Origin of the sequence: Citrobacter sp. Awk 2, assembly GCF_028069815.1 — a bacterium.
Lineage (GTDB): Bacteria > Pseudomonadota > Gammaproteobacteria > Enterobacterales > Enterobacteriaceae > Citrobacter.
Map to the genome: position 1 here is coordinate 1 of NZ_JANEWL010000040.1, position 18,328 is coordinate 18,328.

Consider the following 18,328-nt stretch of genomic DNA (forward strand, 5'->3'; position numbering starts at 1 on the left):
AGATTGGATATATTATCGTATTGCTGTCAGGAATCGTCGCTCACTATTGTTTAATCCACAAAATGCAGGAACCAGGGCACGATAGTATCGCTCATCACGTCAGAAACGAAAAAACCCCAGGTAACTAAGTTACCTGGGGTTCATGTTTGGCGGAAGCGTAGAGATTCGAACTCTAGAACCCTTTCGGGTCGCCGGTTTTCAAGACCGGTGCCTTCAACCGCTCGGCCACGCTTCCAATGAGGCGCACTATAAACATCCCGAACGGACCTGTAAAGCACCAATGTGTTCGTTTGCCTGAAAAACAGCCAAAATGTTGTTAATCGACTTAAATAACAACAAATTGACCGTTTATTCAGCACAAATCCGGGATGCTGCTGTTTAATGTTTTTTGATGTACATATCTTTGGTGAAGTAATTCCCGCGGTTATCCGGTGCAAATCCGCCTACCCACGGCTTTACCAGGTGTGTGCGGACATAGTGGTAAACCGGAATAGCGGGTACATCCTCGCCTAACACGTCTTCCGCCTGCTGGTAATATTTCCCGCGTTCTGGCAAAGAACGGGCTTTCGCCGCATTACGCATCGCTTCATCGTAGGCTGGATTACTGTATCGGGTAGTGTTTTCACTATCGCCTGTGCGGAAAATGTTGAGGAAACTCGATGCATCGTCGTAATCCGCTATCCATGCATAACGTACGACGTCAAAATTGCCGGTGTGCATGGTATCCAGCATAGTTTTCCATTCCTGGTTCTGCAGCTTTGCCTCAACGCCAAGATTTTTCTTCCACATTGACGAGGCGGCAATCGCGATTCGCTGATGCGTTTCGAAGGTGTTGTAGAGCAGATTTAAGGTAAGCGGATGCTCAGGACCGTACCCCGCTTCCGCCAGCAGTTTTTTTGCCTCAGCAATGCGTTTGTCGAGTGGCCATGATGCGTAGTCCGGCGCATGTAATTTTACCCCGCCAATTTCAGGCTGGCTGATAACCCACGCCGCACGTTGTCCCTGCCCCATCACCTTTTGTGCGATGATGTCTTTATCCAGCGCCATATTCAACGCCCGACGCACGCGCGGGTCGTTAAACGGCGCACGCGTGGTATTAAACTGATAATAATAGGTTGAAAGCTGTGGTGAGACATGGAGTTCATCACCCATCGTCTTTTTCAATTGAGCGAACTGATTGACCGGAACACTAAAAACAATATCGATTTCCCCGGCTTTGTAACGGTTAACGTCTGCGGCCTCTGAACTGATGGGCAAATACGTCACTTTATTAATGACCGTATGCCGATCGTCCCAGTAATGCGGGTTGCGCACGGCAACAATCCGCTCGTTGACGACCCACTGCGACAGCTTATACGCACCACTGCTGACAAAGTGCTCCGGACGAGTCCACTTATCGCCAAAGCGGCCAATCAGTACTTTATCCAGCGGGACCAGTGATGGGTGCGCCAGCATCGCTAAAAATGCCGCTGTCGGCTGCGTCAAGGTAATTTCCAGCGTAGTGTCATTCAGCGCTTTGACCCCAAGCGTAGTTGGATCTTTTTTCCCCTGAGCAATATCAACCGCATTTGCGACATGCATATTGCCCAGATAAGAGGCATAGGGTGAAGTAGTTTGCGGTGAAACCAGTCGCTGCCAGCTCCAGACGACATCCTGTGCAGTAATAGCCGATCCATCTGACCAGGTTATGCCCGGACGTAAATGAAAGGTCCAGACAGTGTTATCTTTATTCTCCCAGGAGGCAGCAAGCCGGGGCGCAATAGTGCCATCCAGGTTTACGGCCACCAGTCCATCGAACATATCGCTGATTAAATTAAACTCAACGTTGCTTTCAACTTTATGCGGATCCAGTGAGGCTGGCTCACTGCCGTTATTTCTGACCAGTTCCTGTTGAGCTGCCAATTCTGTGCCCGCGGGAACTGTCGCAGCGCTCGCCACACCGTTGATAGACATCAAACAGACAGCCAACAGCGTAAATGTAAATACCTTCGATTTATGTTGAGTCATTCCCTTTACCTTATTGCTCTGTTTTATGTTGACACCGCTGTCACTCTTAAAGGCATGTAGGGAATAACGCAATATTTTTCAGTTACCTGGCAGATATCGATCTGACATTTTTGCATAAACAGTGGTAACATCTAATCCAGATGCTTTTGCTGAAATAATATGCTTAAGCCCGGCGGGTTAAAATGCGTAAAGATGGGTAAAACCGCTGGGTCGTTACCGGTGATTTCATTATCCTCCATCATTAATTACATCTGTCATAAGAGAGTGACTCATGGATCGTATTATTAGTTCTTCGCGCGATCGTACATCGCTACTCAGCACGCATAAGGTGCTGCGTAATACCTATTTCCTGCTCAGCCTGACGCTGGCGTTTTCAGCGATCACCGCAACAGCCAGTACGGTACTGATGCTGCCGTCTCCGGGTCTGATTCTGACACTGGTTGGTATGTATGGTCTGATGTTCCTGACCTACAAAACGGCAGATAAACCAGTAGGTATTCTGTCTGCTTTCGCTTTCACCGGTTTCCTGGGTTACATCCTGGGACCGATTCTGAACACTTACCTGTCAGCAGGTATGGGTGACGTGATCGGTATGGCACTGGGTGGTACGGCGCTGGTCTTCTTCAGTTGTTCTGCGTATGTTCTGACCACGCGTAAAGACATGTCCTTCCTCGGCGGTATGCTGATGGCAGGTATCGTGGTAGTGCTGATTGGTATGGTTGCGAATATCTTCCTGCAACTGCCAGCGCTGCATCTGGCGATTAGCGCGGTGTTTATCCTGATTTCTTCAGGTGCCATCCTGTTTGAAACCAGCAACATCATCCGTGGTGGTGAAACCAACTACATCCGTGCAACCGTCAGCCTGTATGTATCGCTGTACAACATCTTCGTCAGCCTGCTGAGCATTCTGGGCTTCGCCAGCCGCGATTAAGATGTCCACACGCATTATCCAGCCCCGCTTATGCGGGGCTTTCTTTTTTGGTAAACTGCCGCCAGTTTGACTAACGCAGTGAAGAATTATGTTGATCTTTGAAGGTAAAGAAATCAGTACTGATAGCGAAGGCTATTTAAAAGACACAACCGAATGGAGCGAGCCGCTGGCAGTTGCCATTGCTGAAAACGAAGGCATTACGCTCTCCGCGGAACACTGGGAAGTGGTGCGTTTCGTACGCGAGTTTTATCTGGAATTTAATACCTCTCCCGCTATTCGTATGCTGGTCAAAGCGATGGCCAACAAATTTGGCGAAGAGAAAGGCAACAGCCGTTATCTCTACCGCCTGTTCCCGAAAGGTCCGGCCAAGCAGGCGACTAAAATTGCCGGTCTGCCGAAACCGGTGAAATGTATTTAATAGCGGATACTAAATCCCGCTAACTCTTCGCCAGGCCGATGCGGTTCGCTGAGAACTCTGTCTACCCTGGCGCTACGCGGGCCCCCGGCTTTTAACCACTTCATCAGTTGTTCTACCCGGTCGCTTTCACCGCAGGCGACAACCTCTACGCTGCCGTCATCCATATTCTTCGCGTAGCCAGTCAATCCCAGCCGTTGTGCTTCATGCTGGGTGGTATAGCGAAATCCTACCCCCTGAACCCGGCCATAGACCCAGGCGATTATGCAGACTTTCGACATTGCGGTTCTCCTTATCATCGCGGTGCGCGTTGCAAATACACGTAAAACTCAGGACAATGGCGCCCATTTCTTTGAATTGACAGAATAGTAAATTATGAGTGTACGTTTAGTGTTAGCCAAAGGGCGCGAAAAATCATTACTGCGCCGCCATCCGTGGGTATTTTCCGGTGCCGTCGCACGTATGGAAGGTAAAGCCAACCTCGGTGAGACCATCGATATTGTTGACCATCAGGGTAAATGGTTAGCACGCGGCGCGTACTCACCCGCGTCGCAGATCCGTGCACGCGTCTGGACATTCGACAAGTCTGAATCCATCGATATTGATTTCTTTACCCGCCGTTTGCAACAAGCGCAGAAGTGGCGAGACTGGCTGGCGAAAAAGGACGGGCTGGACAGCTATCGACTGATTGCCGGGGAGTCTGATGGCCTGCCGGGCATCACCATTGACCGTTTCGGTAACTTTCTGGTGCTGCAACTTCTCAGTGCAGGTGCCGAATATCAACGTGCCGCATTGATTAGCGCCCTGCAGATTGTCTTCCCGGAGTGCGCTATTTATGACCGTAGCGATGTTGCCGTGCGTAAAAAAGAAGGCATGGAACTGACTCAGGGACCCGTCACGGGTGAACTGCCGCCAGCTCTGCTGCCTATCGAAGAGCACGGGATGAAGTTGCTGGTTGATATTCAGCACGGTCACAAAACCGGTTATTACCTCGATCAACGCGACAGCCGCCTGGCCACGCGTCGTTATGTGGAAAATCAGCGCGTACTGAACTGTTTCTCCTATACCGGTGGATTCGCCGTCTCTGCATTAATGGGTGGCTGCCGCCAGGTCGTCAGCGTTGATACTTCTCAGGAAGCGCTCGATATCGCCCGCCAGAACGTGGAACTGAACAAGCTGGATCTGAGCAAAGCCGAGTTTGTGCGTGATGACGTGTTCAAGTTGCTGCGCGCCTATCGCGATCGCGGTGAGAAATTTGATGTTATCGTGATGGACCCGCCGAAGTTTGTCGAAAACAAAAGCCAGCTGATGGGCGCCTGTCGTGGCTATAAAGACATCAATATGCTGGCAATTCAGTTGCTGAATCCGGGTGGCGTACTGCTGACATTCTCCTGCTCCGGATTGATGACCACCGATTTATTTCAGAAAATCATCGCCGATGCCGCAATAGATGCCGGGCGTGATGTACAATTTATAGAGCAGTTCCGTCAGGCCGCCGATCATCCCGTGATCGCTACCTACCCGGAAGGGCTGTATCTGAAAGGGTTTGCCTGTCGCATCATGTAACTTGAAAAGTGGAATATTACCCTTACATAGAGGGTATCTATTTCCCGGGAGGTGACTATGATTGCCAGCAAATTCGGTATCGGCCAGCAGGTCCGCCATTCCCTGTTAGGTTACCTCGGAGTGGTCGTGGATATCGACCCGGAATATTCGCTTGTTGACCCGTCACCTGATGAGTTGGCGGTAAACGACGAACTTCGCGCCGCTCCCTGGTATCACGTGGTGATGGAAGACGATAATGGCCTGCCAGTACATACGTATCTGGCTGAAGCACAGTTGAGTAGTGAGCTACAAGAAGAACATCCAGAGCAACCGTCGATGGATGAACTGGCACGGACAATCCGTAAACAGCTCCAGGCCCCACGCCTGCGCAACTGACAACATTTCTCCGGCCTACGACAAACACCGTTGTAGGCCGGATATACAATGCGCCATCCGGCGACAGTACAACCTTACTTCGCCAGTCCCAGTCTGGGGATTTCAATCGCCGGGCAACGATCCATTACTACCGCCAGGCCCGCATCGCGCGCCAGCACGGCTGCCTGCTCATTAATCACGCCAAGCTGCATCCACAAGGTCTTCGCGCCAATAGCAATAGCCTCCTGTGCGACTCCCCATGCTGCTTCTGAGTTTCTAAAGACATCCACCATATCCACTTTCTCTGGTACGTCTGCCAGCGTCGCATAGCCCTGCTGCCCCAGCAGCGACTTCCCGGCAACCTTAGGAGACACGGGGATAACGTGATAACCCTGATCAAGTAAATACTTCATTACCCGATAGCTCGGGCGATCGGGTTTATCGCTTGCTCCTACCAGCGCAATCGTACGGGTAGATGTCAAAATGCCAGCAATATCGGTCTCTTTCATCGTATTCCTCCAGGCTGTTTTGCAAAGTGTACGACAAACCTGACGTCGCAACCATTCATCCCATACTGGCGCATGAGAGCTAAACTGGAAAATATGTCTATATGTTAGTAAACATGATTGTCGAAAAATTTAGATACATCTTATGCAGATCATTTTCTGGACAGGAGAACCTTATGAAAACCGGCATTGTGACAGCCCTGATTGCTCTGCTTTTGCCGGTAACCGTTTGTGCGACCTCTTTGCGCCTGTCTAATGATATTGACCTTCTGGTACTGGACGGAAAAAAGGTGTCCAGCTCTTTACTGCGCGGTGCCGACAGTATTGAGCTGGAGAATGGTCGGCATCAGCTTGTCTTTCGCGTTGAGAAAACGATTCGTCTCTCCAGCCATGAAGAACGTCTGTATATTTCTCCTCCGCTGGTCATCAGTTTTGATACTCAGTTGGTTAGTCAGGTCAATTTTCATCTCCCCCGTCTTAACAACGAACGTGACGCGACGCATTTCGATGACGCTCCCCGTGTGGAACTATTAGATGGCGATTCCATGCCCATTCCGGTCAAGCTGGATATTTTGTCGATTACCTCATCAGCAAAAATCGTGGATTACGAACTCGAGACTGAACGCTATAACAAATCGTTTAAGCACGCTTCACTCCCACAATTTGCCACTATGATGGCAGATGACAGCGTATTGCTCTCGGGAGTCTCTGAACTGGATCGGGTGCCGCCACAGTCGCAAACACTTACCGAACAGCGTTTGAAATACTGGTTTGGGCAGGCCGATGCGCAAACACGAAGTAATTTTCTGCAATGGGCAGAGAAACAGCCGCCCTCGTGACATTTATGTTCACCTACGCATTTTTTTTGTCTTTCTCTTGCAGCGTCAAGAGCTTCCAGTACTCTGTAGTGAGGTTAACTTGGGAGCTGTACTATGGAACTGACGACTCGCACTTTACCGGCGCGTAAGCATATTGCGCTGGTTGCACATGATCACTGTAAACAGATGCTGATGAGCTGGGTAGAACGCCACCAGCCATTGTTAGAAAAGCATGTCCTCTATGCGACAGGCACGACAGGAAATCTCATTCAACGCGCGACCGGTATGGATGTCAACGCCATGCTCAGCGGTCCAATGGGTGGCGATCAGCAGGTCGGTGCCCTGATCTCTGAAGGGAAAATTGATGTGCTGATCTTCTTCTGGGATCCGCTCAACGCCGTGCCTCATGATCCGGATGTTAAAGCCCTTCTGCGCCTGGCCACAGTTTGGAATATTCCGGTTGCCACCAACGTATCTACCGCCGATTTTATTATCCAGTCACCAAACTTCAGCGATGCGACGGACATCCTGATCCCGGATTACGCCCGTTATCTGGCTGAGCGCCTCAAATAATCGCCAGACAGGCGGCGGTAGCCGCCTGTTCTTCAGGGTTTTCTCGCTACCGGAACATCCAGTTGTTTTAGTTCATCAACAAAACAAGATGGCGCGTCTTTATTAAACAGCAACCACACCCGATGCCGGGCACGTGTAAGTGCCACGTAGAGCAACCTTCTCTCTTCTGCATCCGGAAAATCCTCGACCATTGGCAGTAATGCTTCTTCCATAATCGACTCACGGGCCGGGGCCGGAAAACCATCGTTGCCATCATGAAGCCCAACGACAATGACATAATCCGCCTGCTGTCCTTTACTGGCATGAATAGTCATAAAATCCAGCTGTAGTTTGGGCCAGCGGGTCGCTGCTTTCTCAAGACTGGCAGGTTTAAGGTGGTGATATCGCGCCAGCACCAGTATGCGTTCTTCTGCTTTCGCAAAGCCGGATAGCTTATCCAATAGCGCATCCAGCTGACTTTCATCGAGCAGAGTAACGGCTTTTCTGTCGCCAGTTGCCAGGCTATTGAGCGGTTTCTTAAGCTGATGCGGGTTTTGTTGGATAAACCGATTGGCTATCTCGCCAATACGGCTATTAAAACGGTATGTCGTATCCAGATCGCAGCGATCGCCCTCACCAAAGTGTTGCCGGAAGGCAGTAGTCAACGAAAGTTGTGCACCACTGAAACGGTAAATGGCCTGCCAGTCATCCCCCACGGCAAATAGCGTGGTCTGTGAGTTTTGCTTGCGCAATGCGGCTAACAGGGCGGCGCGCTGTGGGGAGATATCCTGAAATTCATCAACCAGGATGTGCTTCCAGGGGCTGATAAAGCGCCCTTTCTCCAGAATGACAATCGCCTGATGGATCAATCCTGAAAAATCGACGGCATTCTCTTCTTTCAGAGCGCTTTTCCAGGCCTTGAGCAACGGTGCCATCAGCTTTATACGTTTGCTGAACAGATCGCGGATCGCCTCCGGCGCATTGGCGATCATCTCCGCCTGTGCTCCACCATGCATACGCATCAGGCTAACCCAGCGATCCAGCCGTGAGGCCAGGCGACGCTGTAATTTTTCATCGTCCCAAAAATTGCCTTCTGGCACGGACCACTGCATCTCTTCTTCCAACCACTGTCGCCAGCCTTTAGCCTGTGCTTTTTTCTCGCTGCACTGCTGACGCCATGTGGCGAGAAACAGTTTATTTCTGGCGGCAGTATCATTTTCGAGTTTGCTGACTGTCGGGACTTTTTTGCTACCCTGTTGAATAATATGCAACGCCAGTGAATGAAACGTCCGCGCAGTGACGTCTTGCGTCTGCAGCCGTTCGCGAATGCGTTCATCCATTTCCTGAGCGGCTTTGCGACCAAATGCCAGTAGCAAGATTTGTTCAGCAGCCGCTTCTCCCCGCGCCAGCAACCAGCCCGCACGCGCAACCAGAACGGATGTCTTGCCACTTCCTGCACCCGCAAGCACCAATAGCGACTGCTCGCCATTCACCACCGCACGCGCCTGGGCTGGATTCAGCGGTGAGGACTCAATCTTCTGGAAAAACTCGGTATGCTCCGCCAGCATCGCATCGGTATATGCCTGGTTATGCTGCAAACGACACGCTTCAATGTCCTGCAGCCACGCCTGGCACTGATGCAATGCCTCACGACAATGATCAAATTCTTCCAGCCGACTGACCGGCAGGGGCAACGCGTCAAAAGCACGGCGGATCTGTTGTTGCAATCCGGATGTTTGGCTCCGCGTCAGCCATCTGTTTTCCCCTGTACGCGCGGCAATCGCATCCAGCTGTTCCTGTAGCACCCCTGCTGCAACGTCACTCATCTCCTGGCTCCACTGTTGCCAGAGCATGCTCAGATGATGGTGGAAACGCTGGGTTTCCGCCCATTCAGTGCCGTGAAGGCGTACAACTTTATCATCAGAAAGCACAAATTCCAGCTCGCCCCATACCAGGCCCCTTTTACAATGGATAGCCAGTAACTGATTGAATGGAATAAGATACTCATGACGGTCGCCGGAGACTTTAATGCCGGCATTGAGAATAACGGCCCGATCGTAAGGGTGTTGCGCCAGACGTTTTCCCAGAGAAGTTGCTTTCAGTTCCATAAGACTTACGCGGATCCACACGAAGAGGTTTGCTTATCAGTGTAACCGCCAGAGAAAACGTGCTCCAGCCCAAAAAAACGTTACAATTGCCAAACTCACAGAAAACCAGAGTTAACCGAGGGTTTATGCGTACTGTTCTGAATATTTTAAATTTTGTGCTTGGGGGATTCGCCACTACCTTAGCCTGGTTACTGGCGACGTTAGTCAGTATTGTGCTTATCTTCACACTACCCTTGACCCGCTCCTGCTGGGAAATCACACGCTTGTCGCTGTTCCCCTACGGTAATGAAGCGATTCACGTTGATGAACTCAACCCGGCGGGTAAAAACGTGCTTCTGAATACCGGCGGCACGCTGCTCAATATTTTCTGGCTGATTTTCTTCGGCTGGTGGCTGTGCCTGATGCATATTGTTTCCGGTATTGCCCAGTGCATTACGATTATTGGTATTCCGGTAGGTATTGCGAACTTTAAAATCGCCGCAATTGCACTCTGGCCCGTTGGTCGTCGCGTGGTTTCAGTCGAAGTTGCCCGTGCCGCACGCGAAGCCAACGCGCGTCGTCGCTTTGAATAATCGGAACTGATGGCCTTTATGTTAAGTCCACTGCTTAAACGCTATACCTGGAACAGCACCTGGCTGTACTACGTGCGAATTTTTATCGCACTTTGCGGTACTACGGCGCTGCCGTGGTGGCTGGGTGACGTCAAACTGACCATCCCGCTAACGCTGGGTATGGTTGCTGCCGCGCTGACCGATCTGGACGATCGGCTCGCGGGTCGTCTGCGCAATTTGATCATTACACTAATCTGCTTTTTTATTGCCTCGGCCTCCGTCGAATTGCTCTTCCCCTGGCCGTGGCTTTTCGCGATTGGATTAACGCTTTCCACCAGCGGCTTTATTTTGCTGGGAGGCTTAGGTCAGCGTTATGCGACCATCGCTTTTGGTGCATTACTGATCGCCATTTACACCATGCTGGGCACATCACTTTACGATCAGTGGTACCAGCAACCGATCCTGCTGCTTGCTGGTGCCATCTGGTATAACCTTCTGACGCTTATCGGTCACCTTCTGTTCCCGATTCGTCCACTGCAGGACAATCTGGCACGCAGCTACGAACAGCTGGCACACTACCTGGAGCTGAAATCCCGCCTTTTTGATCCCGACATCGAAGACGAAAGCCAGGCCCCCTTGTATGACTTAGCGCTGGCCAATGGGCAACTGATGGCGACGTTGAACCAAACAAAAATATCATTACTGACCCGTCTGCGCGGTGACCGTGGACAGCGAGGAACCCGCCGCACACTGCATTACTATTTTGTCGCGCAGGATATTCACGAACGCGCAAGTTCCTCACATATTCAGTACCAGACGCTACGCGACCATTTCCGTCACAGCGATGTGATGTTTCGTTTCCAGCGATTAATGTCGATGCAGGGACAAGCCTGTACACAACTGTCTCGCTGCATTTTGCTACGCACCCCTTACCAGCACGATCCACACTTTGAGCGCGTCTTTACACATATCGATGCCGCCCTTGAGCGCATGCGTGCAAGCGGTGCCCCTGCAGATCTGCTCAATACCCTGGGATTCTTACTATCAAATCTGCGGGCTATCGATGCGCAACTCGCCACCATTGAGTCTGAGCAGGCTCAGGTACTTTCGCGCAATGAGTCAGAAAATCAGCTTGCCGATGACAGTCCGCATGGATTCAGTGATATCTGGCTGCGTCTGAGTCGCAATTTTACGCCGGAGTCGGCGCTGTTTCGTCACGCGGTTCGCATGTCGCTGGTGCTCTGCGTCGGGTACGCCATTATCCAGATAACGGGTATGAACCATGGCTACTGGATCCTGCTGACCAGCCTGTTTGTCTGCCAACCCAACTACAACGCCACACGACATCGTCTGGCGTTAAGGATTATCGGCACATTAGTTGGGATAGCGATTGGGTTGCCCATCCTGTGGTTCGTCCCATCTCTGGAAGGGCAATTAATACTGCTGGTGATCACTGGCGTGCTCTTTTTCGCTTTCCGCAATGTTCAGTACGCGCATGCAACAATGTTTATCACGTTGCTGGTATTGCTGTGCTTTAACCTGCTTGGAGAAGGGTTTGAAGTCGCACTGCCGCGCGTCATCGATACGCTGATAGGTTGTGCCATCGCATGGGCAGCCGTCAGTTTCATCTGGCCAGACTGGCGTTTTCGCAACCTGCCACGGGTGATTGAACGGGCGACCGATGCAAACTGTCGTTACCTTGACGCCATTCTCGAACAATATCATCAGGGGCGAGACAATCGTCTGGCATACCGTATTGCACGCCGTGATGCGCATAATCGTGATGCGGAGCTGGCATCCGTGGTGTCGAATATGTCGAGTGAACCGGATGTCACCGCCCAAACGCGCGAAACGGCATTCCGCTTGCTGTGCCTCAACCATACCTTTACCAGTTATATCTCGGCGCTGGGCGCACACCGTGAACAGTTAACCAACCCGGACGTTCTGGCATTACTGGACGATGCCGTTTGCTATGTTGATGATGCACTGCACCATCAACCCGCTGACGAGCAGCGCGTATACCAGGCGCTTGAAGGACTGAAGCAACGGATTCAGCATCTTGAACCACGCCCGGACAGTAAAGAACCGCTGGTCGTACAGCAAGTTGGCCTATTGATAGCACTACTACCAGAAATCAGACGATTACAGCAGCAAATTGCCGCATTGCCGTCTAGTACACCGGTTCAGGCGTAAGAGAACTCACCCACTCCACAAGCTCCTGGCGACGAATCGCCGGGAGCGCCGCCTCATGAATCCCCCCAATCGCGCCTTCAAGGGCATAGAGTATTTTCACCGTCAGGGCGGGATTAACCTGTCGCAGTTTCAACCAGCACATTTTTGCCCCCAACATGCGTAATGTGCTTTCATCTTTTATACCTGCTTCATTCAGCAGAGTTTCCAGATGAAATGTCATGTTCGGCAGTCCACGCAGGCGATGCTGTGCAAAACGACTTTGTTTTTCTTTTAACGCCGCATCCAGTGAATACCGTGATAGCGACACCAGTTGTTGCTGGTTTTGCCATAGCGTATCGTTCACCTGATAATAATTGAGCACCACCGGACGTCCACGTTTTATAAATGTCAGCCAGACAGGGGAATGTTTTACACAGTACGGCGCGCTCTGTTCACAGGCCCGAAGATATAACTCGCCACTGGCGACCATAGCAAATACCGTGTCGTCAACTGTCAGGCTATAACCACCAAACAGCGATCGATAACGAATAGTCCCCAATGACGCCAGATATTCTTGTGATTTATAGATCCTTGCATAAGAAAGTTTTTTCATAAAAATCCTTTTAAATCATAACGTAATAAAATGATTTGCAGTAGCGGATCCGTTAATGACGAAAATAGGCAACTTATTCGCAAGGGGCAAGATGAATTTTGTTTTTCCCATAACAACAACCAAAAACTGCGAACCTGTTTCAGAAAATAAGGTTGATCTTTGGTGATAGCAGGGTTACTGTATATCCATACAGTAACTCACAGGGCTGGATTGATTATGTACACTTCAGGCTACGCAAATCGTTCTTCGTCGTTCTCTTCCGCATCAAGCAAAATTGCGCGCGTGTCGTCAGAGCACACTACCGCTGGGCTTATCAGTGAAGTGGTCTATCGCGAGGACCAGCCCATGATGACGCAACTCCTGCTTCTTCCTCTGCTTCAGCAATTAGGTCAGCAGTCGCGCTGGCAGCTCTGGCTGACGCCTCAACAAAAACTGAGCCGCGAGTGGGTGCAGTCGGCTGGGCTCCCATTGACGAAAGTCATGCAAATTAGCCAACTCTCTCCCTGCCATACGCTGGAATCAATGGTCCGTGCGCTGCGCACAGGGAATTACAGTGTGGTTATCGGCTGGCTGACGGAAGAATTAACAGAAGATGAACATGCAGAACTGGTGAAAGCGGCAGATGAGGGAAACGCAATGGGATTTATCATGCGTCCTGTACGCGCTCAGACACTTGCGGGGAGACACCATTCCGGGCTAAAAATTCACTCGAATTTGTATCATTGAGTAAAATTAGGAATTATCCTGGAATTTTTTTTCACCCTCAAATTCAGCTTTGAGCTTTAACACATTTTTGGTGAGAACGCCTGTGTGAAGCGGTTTCCGCAATAGTAGCTGTACAATTAATCATCCACAAATGTTAAATATTGTGTATACAAGCCTTTTTTTTTCATATGCCTGACGGAGTTCACACTTGTAAGTTTTCGAGTACGTTGTAGACTTTACATCGCCAGGGGTGCTCGGCTTAAGCCGCAGATATCGGTAGAGTAACTATTGAACTGGTCCCCGGGTGAAGGATTTAACCGTGTTATCTCTCTGGAGATATTCATGGCGAATTTTGGATGATAACGAGGCGCATAAAATGAAAAAGACAGCTATCGCAATTGCAGTGGCACTGGCTGGTTTCGCTACCGTGGCGCAGGCCGCTCCGAAAGATAACACCTGGTATACTGGTGCTAAACTGGGTTGGTCCCAGTTCCATGACATCGGCAACAATCAGATCAACAACAACGGACCGACCCACGAAAGCCAACTGGGTGCTGGTGCGTTCGGTGGTTACCAGGTTAACCCGTACGTTGGTTTTGAAATGGGTTACGACTGGTTAGGTCGTATGCCGTACAAAGGCAACACTGAAAATGGCGCATTCAAAGCTCAGGGCGTTCAGCTGACCGCTAAACTGGGTTACCCAATCACTGACGATCTGGACGTTTATACCCGTCTGGGTGGTATGGTTTGGCGTGCAGATGCTAAAAACAACGACGGCTTCAAAGACCACGACACTGGTGTATCCCCAGTATTCGCTGGCGGCGTAGAGTATGCAATTACTCCTGAAATCGCTACCCGTCTGGAATACCAGTGGACTAACAACATCGGTGACGCGAACACCGTTGGTGGTCGTCCAGACAACGGTCTGTTGAGCGTTGGTGTTTCTTACCGTTTCGGCCAGCAGGAAGAAGCAGCTCCGGTAGTTGCTCCGGCTCCGGCTCCGGCTCCAGAAGTACAGACCAAACACTTCACTCTGAAGTCTGACGTTCTGTTCAACTTCAACAAAGCGACTCTGAAACCAGAAGGCCAGCAGGCTCTGGATCAGATGTACAGCCAGCTGAGCAACCTGGATCCGAAAGACGGTTCCGTCGTTGTTCTGGGCTTCACTGACCGCATCGGTTCTGACGCTTACAACCAGGGTCTGTCTGAGAAACGTGCTCAGTCCGTTGTTGATTACCTGATCTCTAAAGGTATCCCTTCTGACAAAATCTCCGCACGTGGTATGGGCGAATCCAACCCGGTTACTGGCAACACCTGTGACAACGTGAAAGCTCGCGCTGCACTGATCGACTGCCTGGCTCCGGATCGTCGTGTTGAGATCGAAGTTAAAGGTATCAAAGACGTTGTAACTCAGCCTCAGGCTTAAGTTATCGTCTTATAAAAAAACCCCGCCTGGCGGGGTTTTTTTACCTGCATATCATTCAAAAACACAGGTACGCTCCATATTGACGTTACCCGTACCCTACTCTTTACCCAGTAACGCCTGAAGATCCTGCTTCAATGTCGACATCTTGTTCGCATACTTTTCTTTATGCTCCGCATCTTCAATCAACTGCACAATCGTTTCTGAGAGCGTTTTACCACGTCGCTGCGCAAGCCCGGCTAAACGCTGCCAGACCATAAACTCCAGATCGATCGATTTCTTACGCGTATGTTGATGTTCTGCATTAAAGTGCCGCTTACGCCTCGCTCGGATCGTTTGCTTCATGCGATTGAGCAGTGCTGGGTTCATGTATTCTTCAATCCAGGCGTTGACCCGAACCGGTTCATTTTCGAGGGTTAGCAACAAATCAACGGCTTCTTTGGCAGCACTGGCTTCCACATAGCGGGTAATCAACTCCCCCTCGCGATGCTTCTTCACCAGGTACTTCCATTTCCATCCGCTTTCAAGATTTTCAAGTTGTTGATATTTCATTGCGATCTCAATGTTACCGTGTAACTCTTATCAGAATATCAGCTTTTTGGGCATCTGAAGAAAAGAATATCCAGCCTGTGAACTGTCGCGCGTCATCACATCCGTTTAGCGGTGCTTTCCACGTGTGCAGTGCTGATGGTTACGGTATAATCTCGTTTTTTACAACAGACTAAAAAACATCAACTTTGACCATTACGAAACTTGCATGGCGTGATCTGGTTCCTGATACCGACAGCTATCAGGAAATATTTGCACAGCCGCACGTCACTGACGACACCGACACCTTACTCAGTGATACTCAGCCACGTTTACAATTCGCGCTAGAGCAGCTTCTTCAGCACTGGGCTACGTCCTCGTTTATGCTGGTGAAAGCGCCCGAAGAGCTGGAGTATCTCAATCTTATTGCAACGGCTGCACGTACCTTGCATACGGATGCCGATAGGTTAACCGGGGGGCATTACGATGTATCCGGCCACACTATTCGTTACCGCGCAGCGGAGAAAGCAGACGACAACTTTGCAACGTTAACTCAGGTGGTTAATGCGGACTGGGTTGAGGCCGAACAGCTGTTTGGCTGTCTGCGCCAGTTCAATGGCGAAATTACGCTGCAACCGGGACTGGTCCATCAGGCCAACGGCGGTGTGCTGGTTATCTCATTGCGCACACTTCTGGCTCAGCCGTTGTTGTGGATGCGCCTGAAAGCCATTGTCAGCCACGAGCGTTTTGACTGGGTGGCCTTTGACGAGTCTCGCCCTCTGCCAGTCACCGTCCCTTCTATGCCGCTTAAACTGAAAGTGGTATTGGTCGGCGAACGTGAATCACTGGCTGACTTCCAGGAAATGGAACCAGAACTGGCAGAACAGGCTATCTACAGCGAATTTGAAGATAACTTGCAGATAGTGGATGCCGAAACCATGACACAGTGGTGTCAGTGGGTAACGCATACTGCCCGACGCAACAATTTGCCCTATCCCGCTGCCGATGCATGGCAGGTTCTCATCCGTGAAGCTGTTCGCTACACCGGCGAACAGGACACGCTGCCGCTTAATCCGCTATGGATCACTCGCCAGTTCAAAGAAGTGTCCCCTCTTTGCGACAGTGATACCTGCACTGCGGAGCAATTGAGTCTGATGCTTGCTCAACGTGAGTGGCGAGAAGGATTCCTCTCTGAACGGATGCAGGATGAGATCCTGCAAGAGCAGATCCTCATTGAAACGGAAGGCGAGCGTATTGGGCAAATAAACGCCCTGTCGGTGATTGAATTTCCAGGTCATCCCCGCGCGTTTGGTGAACCTTCACGTATCAGTTGCGTCGTGCATATTGGCGATGGCGAATTTACCGATATTGAACGTAAAGCAGAGTTGGGCGGAAATATTCATGCCAAAGGTATGATGATTATGCAGGCGTTCCTGATGTCGGAACTCCAGCTTGAACAACAAATACCGTTCTCTGCCTCTCTGACATTTGAGCAATCATACAGTGAAGTAGACGGTGACAGCGCCTCAATGGCAGAACTGTGTGCGCTGATCAGCGCCCTCGCTGACGTTCCTGTCAATCAAAGCATCGCGATAACCGGTTCTGTCGATCAGTTTGGTCGTGCTCAACCTGTCGGCGGTCTGAATGAGAAAATTGAAGGCTTCTTTGCCATCTGCCAGCAGCGTGAATTAACGGGGACTCAGGGGGTGATTATCCCTACAGCCAACGTCAGACATCTGAGCCTGCCACCCGCACTGCTGCAGGCAGTTGAAGAAGAAAAATTCACTATCTGGGCAGTAGACGACGTAACCGATGCGCTGCCACTGCTATTAAATTTGGTGTGGGATGGCGAAGGTCAGACGACGCTGATGCAAACTATCCAGGAGCGTATTGCTGCGGCAACGCAACAGGAAGGCCGTCATCGTTTTCCATGGCCGCTACGTTGGCTGAATTGGATTATTCCGAACTGATCGGACTTGTTCAGCGTACACGTGTTAGCTATCCTGCGTGCTTCAATAAAATAAGGCTTACAGAGAACATGGTAGATAAACGCGAATCCTATACAAAAGAAGACCTTCTTGCCTCTGGTCGCGGTGAGCTGTTTGGTGCTAAAGGCCCACAACTGCCTGCACCAAGCATGCTGATGATGGATCGTGTCATCAAGATGACCGAAACCGGCGGCAACTTTGACAAAGGTTATGTGGAAGCTGAACTGGACATCAACCCGGACCTGTGGTTCTTCGGATGCCATTTTATCGGCGATCCGGTAATGCCAGGTTGCCTGGGTCTGGATGCCATGTGGCAGCTGGTTGGATTCTATCTCGGCTGGTTGGGCGGCGAAGGTAAAGGCCGTGCGCTGGGCGTGGGCGAAGTGAAATTCACAGGTCAGGTTCTGCCGACCGCGAAGAAAGTCACCTACCGCATTCACTTCAAACGCATCGTTAACCGCCGCCTGATCATGGGTCTGGCTGATGGTGAAGTGCTGGTTGATGGTCGTCTGATCTACACCGCAAATGATCTGAAAGTGGGTCTGTTCCAGGACACCTCGGCGTTCTAATTGCAGACATCTGTAGATCTGGTGTGCGACATGGCCGAATGACCACGTACGTTAATTTGCCGGTCTACAAAAGGCGAAACCTCCGCTCTGCGGAGGTTTCTTTTATCTAAAGAGACAGAATCAGGCCATTAAAACCCTATCCCCCATGGCTTCTCGCCAGCCTCCCAGCCAGTATGACCTCTGATTCAGCGTCTGATAGGGACACATTTCTTTTGAGCGTCCGGCAATGCCGGCCTGATATCCACGTTGATGTGCCCGTTCCAGGCGATCTCGTTTTTGTCTCTTCATGCCTCGTTTCCCTCATTTTTGGGTCTGGTGGAAAAGAAAACAGTGATTACTAAGTGTGCAATCACACTAAACGAATACCCCTAAACATCAGACTCGTCAATGCGCAAAATTCACGCCAGTGTCATATTTGTGAGCTAGCTGGTAAATCATTTGTACAAAAATTCTCTGTCAGAACAGCTACCTCAACCACTAAAAAAATAAAAAAAACCGCCTCTGGCGATGAGCCTGAGGCGG

General features: G+C 50.6%; 19 protein-coding genes and 1 tRNA gene. 12 read left to right on the forward strand and 8 right to left on the reverse strand.

Going from position 1 to position 18,328, the window contains the following annotated elements; all coding sequences use genetic code 11:
* Nucleotides 1-147: 147 nt before the first annotated feature.
* Both NNO02_RS11910 and NNO02_RS11915 read right to left on the reverse strand, forming a co-directional pair.
* A tRNA-Ser gene (locus tag NNO02_RS11910) sits at nucleotides 148-235 on the reverse strand.
* 143 nt (nucleotides 236-378) lie between these two features.
* Nucleotides 379-2,007, reverse strand: coding sequence for an ABC transporter substrate-binding protein (locus NNO02_RS11915; protein ID WP_271454876.1), 1,629 nt, complete (start codon nucleotides 2,005-2,007; stop codon nucleotides 379-381).
* Nucleotides 2,008-2,278: 271 nt separating this feature from the next.
* Between NNO02_RS11915 and yccA the strand changes: the two genes are divergently transcribed.
* The gene (yccA, locus tag NNO02_RS11920; protein WP_003035917.1) at nucleotides 2,279-2,938 is read left to right on the forward strand and encodes an FtsH protease modulator YccA; all 660 of its coding nucleotides are present in this window, start codon (nucleotides 2,279-2,281) and stop codon (nucleotides 2,936-2,938) included.
* An 88-nt stretch (nucleotides 2,939-3,026) separates the two neighbouring features.
* On the forward strand, nucleotides 3,027-3,356 hold the full coding sequence (gene tusE, locus NNO02_RS11925) for a sulfurtransferase TusE (RefSeq protein ID WP_005123506.1): 330 nt from the start codon (nucleotides 3,027-3,029) through the stop codon (nucleotides 3,354-3,356).
* Here the strand turns inward: tusE and yccX are convergent.
* A complete protein-coding gene (yccX, locus tag NNO02_RS11930; protein ID WP_271442098.1) occupies nucleotides 3,353-3,634 on the reverse strand; it encodes an acylphosphatase in 282 nt (93 codons plus the stop codon). The genes tusE and yccX overlap by 4 nt on opposite strands.
* Nucleotides 3,635-3,728: 94 nt before the next feature.
* Between yccX and rlmI the strand changes: the two genes are divergently transcribed.
* Together rlmI and hspQ are read left to right on the forward strand one after the other, a co-directional pair.
* Nucleotides 3,729-4,919 carry a 23S rRNA (cytosine(1962)-C(5))-methyltransferase RlmI gene (gene rlmI / locus NNO02_RS11935; RefSeq protein ID WP_137382857.1) on the forward strand — a complete coding sequence of 397 codons (1,191 nt, stop codon included), beginning with the start codon at nucleotides 3,729-3,731 and terminating at the stop codon, nucleotides 4,917-4,919.
* A 57-nt stretch (nucleotides 4,920-4,976) separates the two neighbouring features.
* The gene (hspQ, locus tag NNO02_RS11940) at nucleotides 4,977-5,294 is read left to right on the forward strand and encodes a heat shock protein HspQ (protein WP_271449338.1); all 318 of its coding nucleotides are present in this window, start codon (nucleotides 4,977-4,979) and stop codon (nucleotides 5,292-5,294) included.
* Nucleotides 5,295-5,368: 74 nt separating this feature from the next.
* On the opposite strand, the gene NNO02_RS11945 is transcribed toward hspQ, so the two are convergent.
* Nucleotides 5,369-5,782 carry a CoA-binding protein gene (locus NNO02_RS11945; RefSeq protein ID WP_271454877.1) on the reverse strand — a complete coding sequence of 138 codons (414 nt, stop codon included), beginning with the start codon at nucleotides 5,780-5,782 and terminating at the stop codon, nucleotides 5,369-5,371.
* A 173-nt stretch (nucleotides 5,783-5,955) separates the two neighbouring features.
* Between NNO02_RS11945 and csgI the strand changes: the two genes are divergently transcribed.
* Nucleotides 5,956-6,618: a curli synthesis inhibitor gene (csgI, locus tag NNO02_RS11950; RefSeq protein WP_271454878.1), complete on the forward strand. Its 663-nt coding sequence runs from the start codon at nucleotides 5,956-5,958 to the stop codon at nucleotides 6,616-6,618.
* 93 nt (nucleotides 6,619-6,711) lie between these two features.
* Nucleotides 6,712-7,170, forward strand: a complete 459-nt coding sequence (gene mgsA, locus NNO02_RS11955; RefSeq protein ID WP_137382855.1) for a methylglyoxal synthase — start codon at nucleotides 6,712-6,714, stop codon at nucleotides 7,168-7,170.
* Nucleotides 7,171-7,202: 32 nt separating this feature from the next.
* Here the strand turns inward: mgsA and helD are convergent, their stop codons facing one another.
* Complete coding sequence (gene helD / locus NNO02_RS11960; protein WP_271454879.1) at nucleotides 7,203-9,257, reverse strand: DNA helicase IV; 2,055 nt, start codon at nucleotides 9,255-9,257, stop codon at nucleotides 7,203-7,205.
* A gap of 125 nt (nucleotides 9,258-9,382) precedes the next feature.
* Here helD and NNO02_RS11965 point away from each other — a divergent pair, with 125 nt between their 5' ends.
* Both NNO02_RS11965 and yccS read left to right on the forward strand, forming a co-directional pair.
* A complete protein-coding gene (locus tag NNO02_RS11965) occupies nucleotides 9,383-9,829 on the forward strand; it encodes a YccF domain-containing protein (protein ID WP_005123514.1) in 447 nt (148 codons plus the stop codon).
* A gap of 18 nt (nucleotides 9,830-9,847) precedes the next feature.
* Complete coding sequence (gene yccS / locus NNO02_RS11970; protein WP_137382853.1) at nucleotides 9,848-12,001, forward strand: YccS family putative transporter; 2,154 nt, start codon at nucleotides 9,848-9,850, stop codon at nucleotides 11,999-12,001.
* Here yccS and NNO02_RS11975 read toward each other — a convergent pair.
* On the reverse strand, nucleotides 11,979-12,593 hold the full coding sequence (locus NNO02_RS11975; protein WP_271449335.1) for a TfoX/Sxy family DNA transformation protein: 615 nt from the start codon (nucleotides 12,591-12,593) through the stop codon (nucleotides 11,979-11,981). The genes yccS and NNO02_RS11975 overlap by 23 nt on opposite strands.
* Before the next feature lie 216 nt (nucleotides 12,594-12,809).
* Here NNO02_RS11975 and sulA point away from each other — a divergent pair, with 216 nt between their 5' ends.
* On the forward strand, nucleotides 12,810-13,319 hold the full coding sequence (gene sulA / locus NNO02_RS11980; protein WP_271442103.1) for an SOS-induced cell division inhibitor SulA: 510 nt from the start codon (nucleotides 12,810-12,812) through the stop codon (nucleotides 13,317-13,319).
* 355 nt (nucleotides 13,320-13,674) lie between these two features.
* On the forward strand, nucleotides 13,675-14,724 hold the full coding sequence (gene ompA, locus NNO02_RS11985) for a porin OmpA (protein WP_048212110.1): 1,050 nt from the start codon (nucleotides 13,675-13,677) through the stop codon (nucleotides 14,722-14,724).
* Nucleotides 14,725-14,820: 96 nt separating this feature from the next.
* Here ompA and matP read toward each other — a convergent pair whose 3' ends face one another.
* The gene (matP, locus tag NNO02_RS11990) at nucleotides 14,821-15,273 is read right to left on the reverse strand and encodes a macrodomain Ter protein MatP (RefSeq protein WP_005123520.1); all 453 of its coding nucleotides are present in this window, start codon (nucleotides 15,271-15,273) and stop codon (nucleotides 14,821-14,823) included.
* Nucleotides 15,274-15,458: 185 nt separating this feature from the next.
* Here matP and NNO02_RS11995 point away from each other — a divergent pair, with 185 nt between their 5' ends.
* On the forward strand, nucleotides 15,459-17,219 hold the full coding sequence (locus tag NNO02_RS11995) for a Lon protease family protein (RefSeq protein ID WP_271449334.1): 1,761 nt from the start codon (nucleotides 15,459-15,461) through the stop codon (nucleotides 17,217-17,219).
* A 68-nt stretch (nucleotides 17,220-17,287) separates the two neighbouring features.
* Entirely contained in the window at nucleotides 17,288-17,806 is a 519-nt protein-coding gene (gene fabA / locus NNO02_RS12000; protein ID WP_003035875.1) for a bifunctional 3-hydroxydecanoyl-ACP dehydratase/trans-2-decenoyl-ACP isomerase, read from the forward strand.
* 120 nt (nucleotides 17,807-17,926) lie between these two features.
* On the opposite strand, the gene rmf is transcribed toward fabA, so the two are convergent.
* Nucleotides 17,927-18,094, reverse strand: a complete 168-nt coding sequence (gene rmf, locus NNO02_RS12005) for a ribosome modulation factor (protein WP_003035871.1) — start codon at nucleotides 18,092-18,094, stop codon at nucleotides 17,927-17,929.
* Between the last annotated feature and the right edge of the window lie 234 nt (nucleotides 18,095-18,328).